The organism is Enterococcus italicus DSM 15952 (assembly GCF_000185365.1).
Classification (GTDB): domain Bacteria; phylum Bacillota; class Bacilli; order Lactobacillales; family Enterococcaceae; genus Enterococcus_G; species Enterococcus_G italicus.
Genome location: NZ_GL622241.1, coordinates 505,169 through 520,804, shown reverse-complemented (window position 1 = coordinate 520,804; position 15,636 = coordinate 505,169). Strand labels below are relative to the sequence as shown.

Annotated in this window: 13 protein-coding genes, 1 other RNA gene and 1 pseudogene; 11 read left to right on the top strand and 4 right to left on the bottom strand. The window is 41.4% G+C overall.

From position 1 onward, the window contains the following. Positions 1 to 63 precede the first annotated feature (63 nt). Positions 64 to 327 carry a hypothetical protein gene (locus tag HMPREF9088_RS02405; protein ID WP_007207530.1) on the bottom strand — a complete coding sequence of 88 codons (264 nt, stop codon included), beginning with the start codon at positions 325 to 327 and terminating at the stop codon, positions 64 to 66. 149 nt (positions 328 to 476) lie between these two features. Between HMPREF9088_RS02405 and HMPREF9088_RS02400 the strand changes: the two genes are divergently transcribed. After that, entirely contained in the window at positions 477 to 917 is a 441-nt protein-coding gene (locus HMPREF9088_RS02400) for a phosphate-starvation-inducible PsiE family protein (protein WP_007207529.1), read from the top strand. Positions 918 to 1,102: 185 nt separating this feature from the next. Here the strand turns inward: HMPREF9088_RS02400 and ssrS are convergent. Both ssrS and HMPREF9088_RS02395 read right to left on the bottom strand, forming a co-directional pair. Further along, positions 1,103 to 1,296: non-coding RNA, 6S RNA (gene ssrS, locus HMPREF9088_RS11570), on the bottom strand. A gap of 64 nt (positions 1,297 to 1,360) precedes the next feature. Continuing rightward, entirely contained in the window at positions 1,361 to 2,632 is a 1,272-nt protein-coding gene (locus tag HMPREF9088_RS02395; protein ID WP_007207528.1) for a replication-associated recombination protein A, read from the bottom strand. Positions 2,633 to 2,751: 119 nt separating this feature from the next. On the opposite strand from HMPREF9088_RS02395, the gene HMPREF9088_RS02390 reads away from it, so the two are divergent. From HMPREF9088_RS02390 to dtd, 5 genes are all read left to right on the top strand, one after another. Further along, positions 2,752 to 3,237 carry a DUF3013 family protein gene (locus tag HMPREF9088_RS02390; RefSeq protein WP_007207527.1) on the top strand — a complete coding sequence of 162 codons (486 nt, stop codon included), beginning with the start codon at positions 2,752 to 2,754 and terminating at the stop codon, positions 3,235 to 3,237. A gap of 13 nt (positions 3,238 to 3,250) precedes the next feature. After that, positions 3,251 to 4,216, top strand: coding sequence for a 50S ribosomal protein L11 methyltransferase (gene prmA / locus HMPREF9088_RS02385; RefSeq protein ID WP_007207526.1), 966 nt, complete (start codon positions 3,251 to 3,253; stop codon positions 4,214 to 4,216). Continuing rightward, complete coding sequence (locus HMPREF9088_RS02380; protein WP_007207525.1) at positions 4,197 to 4,970, top strand: 16S rRNA (uracil(1498)-N(3))-methyltransferase; 774 nt, start codon at positions 4,197 to 4,199, stop codon at positions 4,968 to 4,970. The genes prmA and HMPREF9088_RS02380 overlap by 20 nt, the downstream gene beginning before the upstream one ends. 196 nt (positions 4,971 to 5,166) lie before the next feature. Beyond that, a complete protein-coding gene (locus HMPREF9088_RS02375; protein ID WP_040366135.1) occupies positions 5,167 to 7,380 on the top strand; it encodes a RelA/SpoT family protein in 2,214 nt (737 codons plus the stop codon). A 3-nt stretch (positions 7,381 to 7,383) separates the two neighbouring features. Further along, a complete protein-coding gene (dtd, locus tag HMPREF9088_RS02370; protein ID WP_007207523.1) occupies positions 7,384 to 7,839 on the top strand; it encodes a D-aminoacyl-tRNA deacylase in 456 nt (151 codons plus the stop codon). A gap of 255 nt (positions 7,840 to 8,094) precedes the next feature. Here dtd and HMPREF9088_RS02365 read toward each other — a convergent pair whose 3' ends face one another. Beyond that, positions 8,095 to 8,940: a helix-turn-helix domain-containing protein gene (locus HMPREF9088_RS02365; RefSeq protein ID WP_007207522.1), complete on the bottom strand. Its 846-nt coding sequence runs from the start codon at positions 8,938 to 8,940 to the stop codon at positions 8,095 to 8,097. Between the two features lie 178 nt (positions 8,941 to 9,118). On the opposite strand from HMPREF9088_RS02365, the gene HMPREF9088_RS02360 reads away from it, so the two are divergent. The 5 genes and pseudogenes from HMPREF9088_RS02360 to nagB all read left to right on the top strand — a co-directional run bounded on the left by HMPREF9088_RS02360 (position 9,119) and on the right by nagB (position 15,550). Then, entirely contained in the window at positions 9,119 to 10,870 is a 1,752-nt protein-coding gene (locus HMPREF9088_RS02360; RefSeq protein WP_040366133.1) for an ABC transporter ATP-binding protein, read from the top strand. After that, positions 10,870 to 12,651, top strand: coding sequence for an ABC transporter ATP-binding protein (locus HMPREF9088_RS02355; protein ID WP_007207520.1), 1,782 nt, complete (start codon positions 10,870 to 10,872; stop codon positions 12,649 to 12,651). The genes HMPREF9088_RS02360 and HMPREF9088_RS02355 overlap by 1 nt, the downstream gene beginning before the upstream one ends. Positions 12,652 to 12,688: 37 nt before the next feature. Next, positions 12,689 to 13,124 (top strand): annotated as a pseudogene (locus HMPREF9088_RS02350) (VOC family protein). 137 nt (positions 13,125 to 13,261) lie between these two features. Further along, on the top strand, positions 13,262 to 14,764 hold the full coding sequence (locus HMPREF9088_RS02345) for a phosphohexomutase domain-containing protein (RefSeq protein WP_040366131.1): 1,503 nt from the start codon (positions 13,262 to 13,264) through the stop codon (positions 14,762 to 14,764). Positions 14,765 to 14,842: 78 nt separating this feature from the next. Further along, positions 14,843 to 15,550 (top strand): glucosamine-6-phosphate deaminase, encoded by a 708-nt coding sequence (nagB, locus tag HMPREF9088_RS12050; RefSeq protein WP_007207517.1) that lies wholly within the window; start codon positions 14,843 to 14,845, stop codon positions 15,548 to 15,550. The last annotated feature ends 86 nt before the right edge of the window (positions 15,551 to 15,636 follow it).

Here is a 15,636-nt window from a genome sequence, read left to right as displayed (position 1 = left end):
CAACGTACTAGTTCTACTAATATTGTATTCTTTTTATGAAAAAAAGGAAACCATAACCAACGATTACGACTGCATTTTTTTTGCAAAAGCGATACTGAAAAAAGCAGATGCAAGCAAAACAAGCGCAACATAAAACAAATCCAGTATTCGTGAGGGAAGAAAATGCAAAATCACACCAAGTATGCCAAGAGCGAGCAACTGATAGGCATAGCTCTTAATAAATCGTTCATTTTTTTCAGTGTGTTGAATCAATTGAAAGAAGACGTTTTTCTTCCAAAGTATCAATCCACCTAGAAGCAACAATAGACAACCAAATAACAAAATCATATAACTTATCTCCAGTCTAATAAACTTAATTTTAGTATAGAAGAAACGTATTGCAGAATCAAGTAGAGGGGTGGCTGTCTTAGATTTTTCACTTTGTCAATGGTTGGCTATCAGTTATAATAGATAGAGAAAGACTGAGGAGGAGAAAAATGGATTTTTATCAAAAGTTTGAAAAATGGGTGAGCAGCTTTGTCGACTTAATGTTGGCAATTTTAATTATCCTGATTCTCATTGTGATGGGAGAAGCAATTTATAGTCTTGTGTTGCAAGTTATCCCGTTATCATCAATGGATAGCCTGTCTTCGTTAATTGAAGAAGTGGCGACGCTATTTATTTTATTGGAAATTATTTTGATGTTATTGCGTTATGTGAAAGAAGGGCATCATATCCCTGTCCGCTATTTGATCTTAATTAGTATGACTGCTATCTTGCGTCAACTATTGTTGTCACATGATGGAGGTCTCCAAACATTGTTTTTCTCAATCGCGATTTTAATTTTAGTCGTCGTGTTGTTGATATTAGAAAAAATTAAAGCGTTCCATACTGCATCATCTGAACCTTTGGAACAAATTAAACAAGAAGAACTGTAAAAAAGCTGAGACAGAGTTGTTCAGCTACAAGAAAAGAGCAGAAAATCCAGAAATTGTTTCGCACACTTTTGGATTTTCTGCTCTTTTACATTCATTCTGTCTCAAATTCTTTAAATAGGAGTCACTGTTACTCCAAAGATTCTGCTTTTGTTGCAAACTCTTTTACTTTTAAGCATAAAAAATGGGTAAAATCCGTAGATGCCGTTTTCTTGTCCCGGTGTATTGATCCCGCAAATGTTAGCAGGTGGGCTCCACGGTCAAATAGTCGAACTACCAAATGAAAAGGCTTGTTACCATATTTAACACCGGACGGATCCCAAGATATCAATAAAATGTTCGGTCAACACAAAAAGGGAAAATTCGTACATCACAGATTACCCACTTAAATCATACCATATTTCCCTCTTTCATACAATGTAACAGGTTGGGTGTAACGAGTGAGTTCATTCTTGTTTTCGTTTTTGTAATTCGTTTAATCGCTGATGCAAGGCTTGTTCGTAGCGTCCAGTATCTTTTGGCTGATAGTAGTGCGTATTGATTAACGTGTCTGGGAGATAAGTTTGGTTCACCCAACCATCGGGATAATTATGAGGGTATTGATAACCGACCCCTCGCTGCAACTTTTCAGCTCCTTGATAATGACTATCTCGTAAATGATCAGGGATTTGTCCGGCTTTGCCGTCTTTAATATCTGCAAGTGCCGCGTCCAAAGCAGTGTAAGCTGAGTTGGATTTTGGTGAGAGGCATAGATCGACGACTGCTGTTGCTAAGGGAATGCGAGCCTCAGGGAACCCTAGTCGTTCTGCGGCTAAGACTGCGTTGACTGTACGAGCAGCAGCGGCTGGATTGGCCAGTCCGATATCTTCATAGCCAATCACAAGCAAGCGGCGGCAAATACTGGCTAAATCGCCGGCTTCAACCATGCGTGCCAAATAGTGCAAGGCGGCATCTGGATCGCTACCACGGATGGATTTTTGGAAGGCAGAGATGACGTCATAATGAGCATCGCCATCTTTATCATGTGAAAAAGCTTTTCTTTGCACGCACTCGGAAATGATGGCAAGCGTCAAATGAATGGTTCCCGCGATTTCTGCTGTTGATTTTGCAGCGAGCTCTAGGGCATTCAATGCACTACGTAGATCACCGTTCGTGACACGAGCTAAGTGTGTCAGTGCCACTTCATCAATCGTGATAGCATCCTTGCCTAAGCCGCGCTCACTGTCTTGCAAAGCTTGCTCTAGCGCATGATAGATATCTGATTCACTTAAGGGATAGACTTCAAATATTTGGGTTCGGCTGCGAATCGCTGGATTGATGGTAATATAAGGATTTTCTGTCGTTGCACCGATTAAAATAATGCGCCCATTTTCCAAATGAGGCAATAGAAAATCTTGTTTGGTTTTGTCTAAGCGATGGACTTCATCTAAAAGTAAAATGACTGTGCCACTCATCTTAGCTTCTTCCGCAACAATTTGCAAATCTTTTTTCGTATCAGTCGCCGCATTCAAGGTACGAAATGCAAACTGAGTTGACCCGGCAATCGCACTGGCGATACTCGTCTTGCCTGTTCCAGGTGGGCCGTAAAGAATCATGGAAGAGAGTAATTTGGCATCGACCATGCGACGAATAATTTTTCCTGGACCAACCAAGTGTTGTTGGCCAACAACTTCATCCAATGTACGTGGACGCATACGATAGGCTAATGGACGATACATAGGTGGACTCCTTTCACGAGTTTCTTTATCCAGTATAGCATAATTTCCAGTGTTCCCGTGTGGTTCTAATGGAGTAGAAATGGTAAACTTGGTCTATCACATATTTAAAGGAGATCGTAATGGCGAAAGAAACACTATTGACGTATTTAGATGAACAAATCGAAAAAAAATTAGCCGATTTTGATGTGGCAATTGATTGGGATACACGCAATCATACGATCGAAGTGATTGTCCGTTTGTATGCGGAAAATACCAATCACATGGCAATTGATGATCGAGAAGGCGTACGCTCGGAAGAAGAGATTATTGAGTTTGAAGATGCAATTTTATTATACGATGACCAAAAGGCAGTTTTTGATGAAGATGACTACTTGGCAGTGATTCCTTTTGCAGGAAAAAAAGGCATGCAACAAAAAGTAATTGATGCGCTGATTATGTATTTACCAGAGATTTTGGTGAAAGGGCAAGATGATTTGCTTGATTTTTTAGTTTCTGATGAAGAAAGTATTTTTGAATTGCACTTTTCACCTGATTATTTCCAAGCGTTGCAAGCGGATATGACGACAGCAAAACAAGAACGTTTTTTACCGTACCCAAGTTATTAAGGAGAGTTAATAGATGAAATGGAATGAAGTAAAAGTAGAAACAGCAAGCGAAGCGGTAGAAGCTGTAGCCAATATTTTGATGGAGGCTGGAGCAAGTGGTGTCGCGATCGAAGATGCATTGGATGTAGAAAATTTTCACTCAGATGCATACGGTGAGTTGCTAACCAAAGATGATTTCGCTCATATTAAAGAAGGAGCGTTGGTGATGGCGTATTTTCCTGAGACAGTCTTTTTACCAGAGCAGTTACCCTTTATACAAGCACAAATCACGAAATTATCTGATTTTGGGCTAGCAATTGGCAAAAATACGCTGACGGTTAGTGAAGTGGCAGAAGAGGATTGGGCGACGGCTTGGAAGAAGTACTATCATCCCGTCCGCGTGACCCGTTACTTGACGATTGTTCCTAGCTGGGAAAGTTATCAGCCAGTGACTGACGACGAGAAAGTGATTTTATTAGATCCAGGGATGGCTTTTGGGACAGGTACGCACCCAACGACCAATCTGACCCTCCAAGCATTAGAGGTGATCTTACGCGGTGGTGAGACGGTCTTAGATGTCGGGACAGGCTCTGGTGTATTGAGTATTGCAAGTAAGTACTATGGTGCCAAAGAAGTCCATGCCTTTGATTTGGATAGTGTGGCAGTTGCTGCAGCTCAAGAAAATATGGACTTAAATCCAGTCGCAAAAGATGTAAAAGTTTCCGTAAATGATCTATTAGCGGGTATTTCCATCGAAGCTGACGTGATTGTCGCAAATATTTTAGCCGATATTATTGTGCGTATGATTCCTGATGCCGCGCGACTATTAAAACCAGAGGGACGCTTCATCGTGTCGGGCATTATTTCAGAAAAGCAGCCGATGATTTTAGCTGAAATGCAAGCACATGGATTTGAGCTGACACAACTGTTCACGCAAAAAGATTGGCATGCGTTGATTTTCAAAAAGGTGGAGGAAGAGGATGCAACGTTACTTTCTTAATGAATCGTACAATGAATCTGTCCACGAGTATGAAGTAACGGGGGAACCCTTCCATCATATGATTCGTGTGATGCGGATGGAAGCAGGCAATCATGTGTATTTGGTATTTGCTAACGACATGAGCTTAGAGGCGGAAATTCGTGAGGTGAAAGCTGATGCAGTAATGCTTAAGCCTGTAGCTATTGAGCAATTGCAACGTGAACTGCCGATTAAGGTCACGATTGCCAGTGGCTTTCCAAAAGGGGATAAGCTGGAGTGGATTGTTCAAAAAGGAACGGAACTTGGTGCTGCGCAATTTTTGGCTTATCCAGCAAAGACATCCATCGTCAAATGGGATCCAAAAAAACGCCAGAAAAAGCAAGAACGTCTGCAAAAAATTGCACAAGAAGCAGCTGAGCAATCCCATCGCCAAGTGTGTCCAACTGTCGAGCTGTTCGCAACGCAATCAGACCTACTAGCGGCGATGGAAACGGCAGACTGTGTCTTAGTAGCCTATGAAGAGTCAGCCAAAAAGGGAGAACATGCCCAATTAGTGCAGACTTTTCGCAAGGTAGCACCGGGACAGCATTTGATGGTCCTCTTTGGTCCTGAAGGTGGCTTTTTACCAGAAGAGATTGAACGTTTTGTGGCAGCTGGAGCAATCTGTTGTGGCTTAGGGCCACGTATCTTACGGACGGAGACGGCGCCGCTTTATGTGTTAGGGGCAGCAAGCTATCACTATGAACTCTTACATGACACAAATGACACTGATTGAAAAAACCGGTGATTATTTGTATAATAAGACCAATCATTTGGAAAGTACTGCTAACAGGTGGTGCTTTCTTTTCTCTTTATTGAAGATAAAATGAACGAAACGAGCAATCACAGAAGTGGCCATTGGCAGAGCGTCCGATGAGTAAGTACAGACTTTTTTCACATCCGTCGATTTGTTTAAAGAAGGGGTAGGGAGTATGGCAAAAGATATCATCTTGACAGGCCCAGGGGTCATAAATATGGTTGCACGCTATATGAGCGCAGAACACGTCGCCTTTGTACAAAAGGCACTGGATTATGCGACGAGCGCGCATGAAGGGCAATTTCGAAAATCGGGAGAACCATATATTATTCATCCGATTCAAGTAGCTGGGATACTAGCTGAATTACAAATGGATCCGCATACCGTGGCAACAGGCTTTTTACATGATGTTGTCGAAGATACTGATGTGACGCTCCAAGATTTGACAGAAGAGTTCGGACCAGATGTGGCGATGTTAGTCGATGGTGTGACGAAATTAGGAAAAATCAAATACAAATCACATGAAGAACAACTCGCAGAAAATCATCGGAAAATGTTGATTGCGATGGCACAGGATTTGCGCGTCATCATGGTGAAACTAGCGGACCGCTTGCATAATATGCGGACTTTAAAGCATTTGCGTGAAGACAAGCAACGCCGCATTGCACGGGAAACGTTAGATATTTATGCCCCATTGGCTCATCGGTTAGGGATTAGCCGCATTAAGTGGGAACTAGAAGACCGTTCATTACGATACATTAATCCGCAACAATATTACCGCATTGTCCACCTAATGAAGACAAAGCGCGATGAACGAGAAGCATATGTCGATAAGACGGTTGAAGAATTGCGGATTGCAACCGAAGAGCTGGACATTTACGCGGAAATTTATGGACGGCCAAAGCACATTTATTCAATCTATCGCAAAATGGTGGATAAGAAAAAGCAATTTGATGAAATTTATGACTTGTTAGCGATTCGTGTAATTGTGGATTCAATTAAAGATTGTTATGCAGTGTTAGGGACCATTCATACTAAGTGGAAGCCGATGCCTGGTCGTTTCAAAGACTATATTGCGATGCCAAAAGCCAATATGTACCAGTCATTGCATACGACAGTCATCGGTCCTAATGGCAATCCAGTCGAAATTCAAATTCGCACACATGAAATGCATGAAATTGCGGAATTTGGGGTCGCTGCGCACTGGGCCTATAAAGAAGGCAAGACAGACAAGGTCAATCCCGATCAAATGACAGAGCAAGTCGGTTGGTTTAAAGAAATTTTGGAGCTAAAAGATGAAAGCTACGATGCTTCTGACTTTATGGAAGGGGTCAAAGGGGATATCTTTAGCGACAAAGTCTATGTATTTACCCCAAATGGCGATGTATCAGAGCTACCACAAGGCTCAAGCCCACTCGATTTTGCGTACAATATTCATACTGATATTGGGAATAAAACAGTCGGTGCTAAAATCAACGGCAAAATGGTGCAGTTGGATTACAAGTTGAAAAATGGGGATATTGTTGAAATTATGACGTCACCCAATTCATTTGGCCCGAGCCGTGATTGGCTAAAATTAGTTGCTACAAGCAAAGCCAAAAATAAAATCAAACGCTTCTTTAAAACCCAAGATCGTGATGCCAATGTGGTGAAAGGACATGATGCCGTTGTCCGTACGTTGACAGAAATGGGCTTTGTTCCAAAAGAAATTCTGACCAAAACCAAATTACAAGAAGCACTCGGTCGTTTTAATTATCAGACGGATGAAGATTTGTTTGCCGCAGTCGGCTTTGGTGAAGTCAGTCCGACAACTTTAGCCAATCGCTTAACAGAAGAAGAGCGTAAAGAACGCGATATCGAAAAACAAAAACAACAAGTGCAAGACTTACTGAATCAACCAGTCAAAAAAGAGCCAGAAAAAATGAAAGTTCGGCATGAAGGTGGCATTGTCATCCAAGGTGTGGATAACTTATTGGTTCGAATTAGTCGCTGTTGTAATCCGGTACCAGGTGACCCAATCGTCGGCTATATTACCAAAGGACGAGGTATTTCTATTCACCGTGCGGACTGTCCAAATGTCCATAGCTCTGAGGACGTCGAAGAGCGCTTGATCGAGGTAGAATGGGAAGATACAGCGAGCAAAGAAAAAGAATACGATGCCGATATTGAAATTTACGGCTATGATCGCTCGGGCTTGTTAAATGACATTTTGCAAACGGTCAGCTCCATGTCCAAACGATTGGTCGGCGTAGAAGCCCGCAGTAATAAAGAAAAAACAGCTACTATTCGTCTGACAGTCGGTATTCAAAACTTAGCTCATTTGCATTCTATTGTTGAAAAAATCAAACAAGTACCAGATGTTTACAGTGTACGACGAATGAAAGGATAAGCGATGCGAGCAGTAGTTCAACGAGTTTCAAGTGCCCAAGTAACAGTTGATAATTCAATAATTGGTCAGATTAATCAAGGCTTTGTGGTCTTACTTGGTATTCATCAAGAAGATACCATAGCTGATGTCCAGTACTTAGTAAAAAAAATTACACAATTACGTGTCTTTGAAGATGCGGACGGCAAGATGAACGACTCCTTAGCTGCAATCCATGGGGGAATTTTAAGTATTTCACAATTTACCTTATATGCGCAGACGAAAAAAGGCAATCGGCCTAGTTTTGTTGCGGCAGCCCGACCAGAAGTGGCTGAGCCATTGTATGAAGCATTTAATCAAGCATTGCGTGAGCAAAACATCCCAGTTGCGACTGGAATGTTTGGGGCACATATGCAGGTATCATTAGTCAATGATGGCCCCGTAACAATCATCTATGATACACGCGAAAATGAAACCAAATAAAAAAGCTGAGACCAAATTGTTCAGCTACAAGCAAATAGACCTGAAAAACCAGAAGTTATTTCTCAAGCTTCTGGCTTTTTGTCGTACGTACTCGTACGTTTCTATTCGAAATTTTTGAGCTTATTCCTAAGAGCTAAACGCTTTTGTCACGACCTCAATAAACGGTGTATCAAAAGCAGCTCTCTTGACAATAAGTCAAAAATTCTCAAAAATTTAAGGAACAATTTTCGGAATTTCTGAGCTTATTGCTAAGAGCTAAACGCTTTTGTCACGACCTCTTGTTCTTTCTCTGGCGTCTTTTTTTACTTTGGATGGGGCAATGCCGTAAGTTTTTTTGAATGATTTGCTAAAGTGGTAGGCATCGTCGTAGCCGACTGCTTGGGCGATATCTTTGACCGAGCCGCTTTGTTCTTTTAGTAAGTGAAACGCGTGTGTCAAACGGACTTGAATCAAGTATGTAATCGGTGAAATACCCAATTGCTCTTTGAAGCTTTTAGAGAGATAGGTAGGGCTCACGAAATGAGCGTTTGCCAACGATTCCAAAGAGATATCTTTTTCAAAGTTATGCTCGATGTAGCTTTGAACTGAGGTAACGACACGCGCCAAGCGTTCGTTTTTTAATAGTGGTTGTTGCGCTTCTTCAAGCTGTTGATTTGCCTGGATGCTGCGTAGTAAAAAAATCAATAGCTCAGTCACCAACGCTTGCCCCATAGACTTAAAGCCAGTAGGTTGATCATTAAATTCTTTCATCAGTAGCCACGCCTTGTTAAAAATTTGTAATTGGTTTTCTCGCAACAAGACATGCGGTGTGTCTGTTGGAAAGACATTTGGGGGCAAATCTGGCAGCTGAAATTGCTGGATGCCAATATGCAGCTGGTGTGAGTAAGTAGTTGCTTGCTGTTGCTCGGCGTGCACTATTTTGGGATTAAATAATAAGACGTCGCCACCTCGAATCGTCTGCCACTGGTCTTGAAACCAATACTGGGCTTCACCTTCTAATAAAAAGCTGATTTCAAAAAAATCATGTGTATGTCGCTCGGAATGATTTCCTGACTGATTCCAAACATCAAAGACATAAAGAATTTCCGGTTGAGAAAACATCGTTTCATTCCTCCAGTTATGTTAATCGCTTTCTTTAGTATAGCGCAAAAAAAAGAAACACGCATATGTGATTTACGAATTAGAGTAAAATTATCCATCTTTCTGACTAAATAAATCCATTCTTATTTTTCACAGGAAGGATAAGATAGGACTAGCAAAAAAGTTGGAGGAAAAAGAAATGAATAATTTTCAATGGATATGGCACTATGCAAAAGCCTATCGCAAGCACTTATGGCTAGCATTGATCTTTTTGCTACTCAATGCAGCCTTGATCGTGGTCAACCCACTATTGTCAGGTAAATTAGTCGATGTCGTGATTGATCAACAAAAAACTGAATGGCTGCTTCCTTTTTTAGTAGTGATGATTGCAGTCACACTAATTCGCACCGTCATTCGGTATTCGTATCAAATTTTATTTGAACGAGTCGGTCAAAATACTTTATTTGTTTTACGGCAAGATATGTATAAGAAGCTACAAGAATTGGATTTTGATTTTTTTAATCATACGCGTGTGGGGGATATTATGGCGCGGATGACAGGAGACACGGATGCGATTCGGCACTTTGTTTCATGGGTGATCTACAATATTTTAGAATGTATCATTTGGTTTGTCCTAGCGATGGGGGTCATGTTTACACTTAGCGTGCCACTAACACTCGCTATGTTGGTGATTACACCGTTGATTTACTTTTTTACTGTCAAAATGTCGAAAGAAGCACATCCTGTCTTTTTTGAGATTCGCGAAAGCTTTGCGCGGCTGAACTCGATGGTCGAAGAAAATATCGGAGGCAATCGTGTCGTCAAGGCCTTCACTAGAGAGCAATACGAGCTTGATAAATTTTCTCATCATAATGAAGATTACAAGGCAAAGAATATGGCATCAGCCAACGTATCGGCGACGTATTTGCCGTGGCTAGATTTATTTGCCGGTAGTCTGACGTTGATTTCGCTGGCATTAGGTGGGTTACTAGTGATTCATCAGCAGATGACTTTGGGTGATTTGATTGCGTTTAATGGCTTTTTGTGGATGCTAAATATGCCGATGCGGATGAGTGGCTGGCTAATCAACGACGTGCAACGCTTCTCAGCGGCCTGCATCAAAATTAGACAAATGCTCAATACAAAGCCACAAATCCCAATTACCACACATCCAGAAGAAGTGCTGATTCATGGCGATGTCGAATTCGATCATGTATCGTTTCATTTTTCTGATGATCCAAAGAATAACGTGTTGTCAGATATATCCTTTTCTATTCATCCAGGTCAAACAATCGGTATCTTAGGTGAAACAGGCTCGGGTAAGACAACCTTAGTGAACTTGGTCGCTCGATTTTATGATCCAACTAGTGGAACGGTGAAAATTGATGGCAAAGATGCTAAGAGCTATCCAGTAAGGCAGTTGAGAGAAAATATTGCGATGGTGATGCAAGACATCTTTTTATTTTCTAATACTATCGAAGAAAATATTGCCTTTGGAAATCCGACAGCTGATGCACCATACATTCGCGAGATGGCTCGCATTGCAGATGCAGATCTGTTCATTAGCAAAATGCCAGATGGTTATAGCACGATTATCGGTGAACGGGGCGTGGGATTGTCAGGAGGCCAAAAGCAACGAATTTCTTTGGCTCGAGCATTGGCGAAAAATCCAGCTATTTTAATTTTGGATGACACTACTTCAGCCGTGGATATGGAGACAGAATCCAAAATCCAGCAAGAATTAACGCGCTTAACGACTGAAAAGACGACCTTTATTATTGCTCACCGAATTTCTTCCGTCCGAGAAGCCGATGTCATTTTGATGATGGAAAAAGGACGCATCGTTGAAAAAGGGACGCACGAAGAATTAGTCGCAAAAAAAGGAGCCTATTACGAGGTCTATCAAAAACAATTAGGCTTGGCAATATCTAGAGATGAGGTGACTGGCTAATGGCACGCAATACATTTGCAGAAGATGAAGAATTAGAACAAGAATTTAATTGGCAACATTATCGACGGCTAGGGCAATACGTCAAGCCATATAAAGACGCAATCTATAAAGTTTTGTTGGTTATCTTTGTAGCGAACATCGCGAGTATGTTAGGCCCTTACTTTACCAAAATTGCCATCGATCAAGTCATTCCCGAGAAAAATATTTCCTTACTTTTATGGATTAGCGGCATCTTCTTTGTTTCACTATTTGTCATCGCTTGGTGTATGAAGTATCGGATTTTAAAAATCACTGAGATTGGACAAGATATGTTAAAGGATATGCGGTTTGATATTTTTCACCATTTACAGACCTTGCCGTTCTCCTATTTTGACAATCGACCACATGGAAAAATCTTGATTCGCGTGGTCAATTATATCAATACTTTAAGTGATTTATTGAGTAATGGATTAATCAACTTGATCTCAGACATGATGAGTGTCGTGGTGACCTTACTCTTTATGGCATGGATTGATCCAGTATTGACGCTCTATAGTCTTGCTTTGTTGCCGGTATTATTTGGCTTAGTCATGATCATTAAGCAAAAGCAACGAAAAGCCTACCAAGTATTAAGTAACAAGCAATCCAATTTAAATGCTTATATCCACGAGAGCATTGCGGGCATCAAGATTACCCAATCATTTGCAAGAGAACGGGAAAATTATCACGTATTTAACGAAGTGAACGAAGACTATCGTAGTTCATGGATGAGAGCCGTGAGGATTCAGTTTTTGCTTTGGCCAGTCGTGCAAAATATTTCTGTGTTAACGACTTGCTTGATTTATTTTGTGGGAATTAAGCAACTTGGAGTCTCGATCTCGACGGGGACACTGATTGCCTTTATTGGTTATATCAACAATTTTTGGAATCCGGTCATCAATATTGGAAATTTCTACAACTCTTTGATTACAGCGACCGCCTATTTGGAACGGATCTTTGAAACGATGGATGAAATTCCTGAAATTCAAGATGCTCCTAATGCTAAGCCGTTGCCACCAATGAAAGGAGAGGTGCGTTTCTCTGAAGTGACATTTGGCTACGAGCCAGCAAAGCCTATTTTAAGCAAGGTGTCTTTCCATATTACACCAGGCCAAAGCGTTGCCTTAGTTGGTCCGACCGGTGCTGGCAAGACGACGGTGATTAATTTGCTGAGTCGGTTTTACGATGTGCAAGCCGGCCAAGTCTTAATTGACGGTGTCGATGTTCGCGAGGTGACACTTCATTCCTTACGCTCACAGATGGGCGTGATGCTACAAGATACCTTTATCTTTTCGGGGACGATTTTAGAAAATATTCGTTACGGCAAGCTAGATGCGACCGAAGAAGAAATAATAGCAGCTGCTAAAATTGTACGTGCTCACGAATTTATTCAAGATTTAAAGGATGGCTATCAGACTGTCGTCGAGGAGCGCGGAAGTACATTATCTGCTGGTCAGCGGCAATTGTTATCATTTGCGCGCGCGTTATTAGCAGATCCTAAGTTATTGATCTTAGATGAAGCGACGTCCAGTATTGATACAAAAACTGAAGAGCAGTTACAAGTTGGGCTGCAAGAGCTATTAAAGGGGCGCACGTCGTTTATTATCGCTCATCGCCTGTCTACAATAAAAAATAGTGATCAAATCTTCTACGTTGATGGAGGTACGATTGCTGAAGCAGGCACGCATGACGAATTAATGGCATTAAATGGCAAATACCATCATTTGTATCAATCGCAATACGATCTAATTCGCACCAATTAATAAAACAATGTACTATTGAAACAAAGGAGTGATGAAGTTGAACCGCATTAATTTGATTTGCTTAGGTGTGCAAAGTGTGGCCCGGTCAATGGCATTTTATAAGGCACTGGGTTTCCAGTGTTATGAAAAAGAAATGAATCCACCCATTGTCTTTTTTGATAATCAAGGAACCAAATTAGAACTATTTCAACGTGAGGCGTTAGCCAAAGATATTCATGCTGCCAATCCACCAGAGATAGATTCGACTAGCTTTAAAGGATTTACTTTAGCTATCAATATGAAATCAAAAGAAGAAGTCGACTCGTTTTTATCATTGGTAAAACAATGGGAACATCATCAAACCAGCAGAGAGGGTCTTTTGGGGAGGGGATAGTGGGTACTTTCAAGATTTAGATGGGTATTATTGGGAGGTGGCTTATGCAGATAGATGGGCCTTAGATGAACAAAATATGCTAATCATCGAAAAGAACTAGCCTTATCAAACTTCAAACGTTCGCATCCTGCGCGTTTGAAGTTTTTTTGAATAAAACAATACTCACAAAAAGTTCAAGTCTACCAGTTAGGGAAGTTTGGTATAATGGTAGTGAATCATAGGATAGGAGGAAGGAAGATGAGTCAGTTAACGGAATTACAGAATGGATCGGATATTCGCGGTATTGCCATTACGACCGAGCAGCACCAGGCCAACTTGACACCAGCAGTCGTAAAAGAAGTAGCCAAAGGGTTGGTGAATTGGTTAAGAAATGAAAAAGCAATTCAAACCAATCCACTTACAATCGGTGTGGGTAGAGATAGTCGTTTGAGTGGACCAGAGCTTGCAGCAACCTTTATGGACGAGCTAACGAATCTCGGAGTACATGTCATAGATTTTCAGCTCGCAACGACGCCGGCTATGTTTATGAGTACGCAGTTTGAACAATTCGCTTGCGATGCGGGCATTATGTTTACCGCAAGTCATTTGCCATTTTATTTTAATGGAATCAAAGTGTTTAGTAAAACAGGCGGTGCAGAGAAGAGCGATATTGCCTATATCTTGCAACATACTGAGGCTGTTCAGGCTAGTCAAGGAACGATTGAAAAAGCAGATCTATTGACACCATATGCAGACGATTTAGTAGCCAAAATTCGTCTAGGTATGCAGACAAAAGAAGCACAGCCACTGAAAGGTCTGAAAATTATTGTCGATGCCGGCAATGGTGCAGGTGGGTACTTTGCCGAGAAAGTACTTCAACCACTCGGTGCCGATACCACTGGCTCACAATTTCTAGAACCAGATGGCCATTTCCCAAATCATATCCCGAACCCTGATAATAAAGAAGCAATGGCCAGTATCAAAGCAGCAGTCTTAGACAATCAAGCTGATTTAGGTGTAATTTTTGATACCGATGTCGACCGTTCAGCTGTCGTCACTAAAAGTGGTGATGTCTTAAACCGCAATAATTTGATTGCTGTCTTGAGTCGTATCGTCTTAGCTGAACACCCAAATACAAGTATTGTCACGAACTCTCCGACATCGAATCACTTGAAACAATTTATTGAACAACTAGGTGGGAAGCAAGTCCGCTATATTTCAGGGTATCGTAATGTGATTAATAAGGCGATTGCCCTTAATGCGGCAGGCGTTGATTGCCAATTGGCGATTGAAACAAGTGGGCATGCGGCATTTAAAGAGAATTATTTTCTTGATGATGGAGCATATGTGATTGCCAAAATTTTGATGTTGCTACCTAAATTGCAAGCCCAACACCGCTCATTAGATGAACTGATTGCCGATTTGAAGCAGCCCGCAGAAACACAAGAAATTCGCTTTGAATTAATGGCTGATGAATACCGCGGCTTAGGTGAATCAGTGATTGAAGCCTTCCGAAAATGCAATCATGAAGGCTGGACATTAGATTCGGAAAATGAAGAGGGTGTCCGCTTTACCGTATCAGACCCATACGGATCCGGTTGGTTCTTGTTGCGTATGAGCTTGCACGAGCCACTGCTAGTACTACAGGTTGAAAATGACCAACCAAGCATGGTGCGTCAAGTCTTGGCGGAATTTCCAGCGAAACTACAACCATTTTCACAAGTGAATCAAGCCAAATTAACGGCGTATTTAGGTAATTGAAAATTGGTATAGACATTTCTTGCGCAGCACTCTTTTTCGTGGTATATTTGGTATATACCAAATAGGGGGGCGTTACAAATGAAAGTCATTCAAGTGAAACATGCACAAGAAGGCGGCAAACAAGCTTTCGCACAATTAAAAGAAGCGATGGACAAAGGAATTACGACGCTAGGGTTAGCGACAGGGAGTACACCCGTCACCCTCTACCAAGAAATGGTTACAAGTGCACTCGATTTCTCTCATCTGACTTCGGTTAATTTAGATGAATATGTCGGATTGAGTGGTGAAAATCCGCAAAGCTATCGCTACTTCATGAATGAGCACTTATTTAATAAAAAGCCATTTAAGGAAACGTTCGTACCAAATGGACAGGCCAAAGATTTGGATGAAGAATGTGCTCGCTATAATGACATCATTGCCCAACACCCTATTGATCTGCAAGTACTTGGGATTGGGCGCAATGGTCACATCGGTTTCAATGAACCAGGGACTTCTTTTGATGTACAGACGCATGTTGTTGCACTGACGGATTCAACGATTGAGGCCAATAAACGCTACTTTGATTCCATCGAAGAAGTACCGACACATGCATTGTCCATGGGGATTGCGTCTATTTTGAAAAGTAAACAAATCATCTTAATGGCCTTTGGGAAGGAAAAAGCAGCAGCAGTAGCGAAAATGATTGAAGGACCAGTGACTGAGCAGTTACCCGCCAGTGTCTTACAGATGCATCCTAATGTGATTGTTATTGTTGATGAACAAGCTGCCAGTGAACTAACCAAATAAAAGAATTGCTATCTACATGACAGCCACCATTCGGTTGTAGTAGATGGCAATTTTTTTTCGATAATTATCATGGTGAATTGGTGCAA

Bases quoted from the DNA above. Each gene is read 5' to 3' on its own strand.
- HMPREF9088_RS02365 (WP_007207522.1), bottom strand. From the start codon at position 8,940: ATGTTTTCTCAACCGGAAATTCTTTATGTCTTTGATGTTTGGAATCAG.
- nagB (WP_007207517.1), top strand. From the start codon at position 14,843: ATGAAAGTCATTCAAGTGAAACATGCACAAGAAGGCGGCAAACAAGCT.
- HMPREF9088_RS02380 (WP_007207525.1), top strand. From the start codon at position 4,197: ATGCAACGTTACTTTCTTAATGAATCGTACAATGAATCTGTCCACGAG.
- HMPREF9088_RS02355 (WP_007207520.1), top strand. From the start codon at position 10,870: ATGGCACGCAATACATTTGCAGAAGATGAAGAATTAGAACAAGAATTT.
- HMPREF9088_RS02375 (WP_040366135.1), top strand. From the start codon at position 5,167: ATGGCAAAAGATATCATCTTGACAGGCCCAGGGGTCATAAATATGGTT.
- HMPREF9088_RS02400 (WP_007207529.1), top strand. From the start codon at position 477: ATGGATTTTTATCAAAAGTTTGAAAAATGGGTGAGCAGCTTTGTCGAC.
- HMPREF9088_RS02360 (WP_040366133.1), top strand. From the start codon at position 9,119: ATGAATAATTTTCAATGGATATGGCACTATGCAAAAGCCTATCGCAAG.
- dtd (WP_007207523.1), top strand. From the start codon at position 7,384: ATGCGAGCAGTAGTTCAACGAGTTTCAAGTGCCCAAGTAACAGTTGAT.
- HMPREF9088_RS02390 (WP_007207527.1), top strand. From the start codon at position 2,752: ATGGCGAAAGAAACACTATTGACGTATTTAGATGAACAAATCGAAAAA.
- HMPREF9088_RS02345 (WP_040366131.1), top strand. From the start codon at position 13,262: ATGAGTCAGTTAACGGAATTACAGAATGGATCGGATATTCGCGGTATT.
- HMPREF9088_RS02395 (WP_007207528.1), bottom strand. From the start codon at position 2,632: ATGTATCGTCCATTAGCCTATCGTATGCGTCCACGTACATTGGATGAA.
- prmA (WP_007207526.1), top strand. From the start codon at position 3,251: ATGAAATGGAATGAAGTAAAAGTAGAAACAGCAAGCGAAGCGGTAGAA.
- HMPREF9088_RS02405 (WP_007207530.1), bottom strand. From the start codon at position 327: ATGATTTTGTTATTTGGTTGTCTATTGTTGCTTCTAGGTGGATTGATA.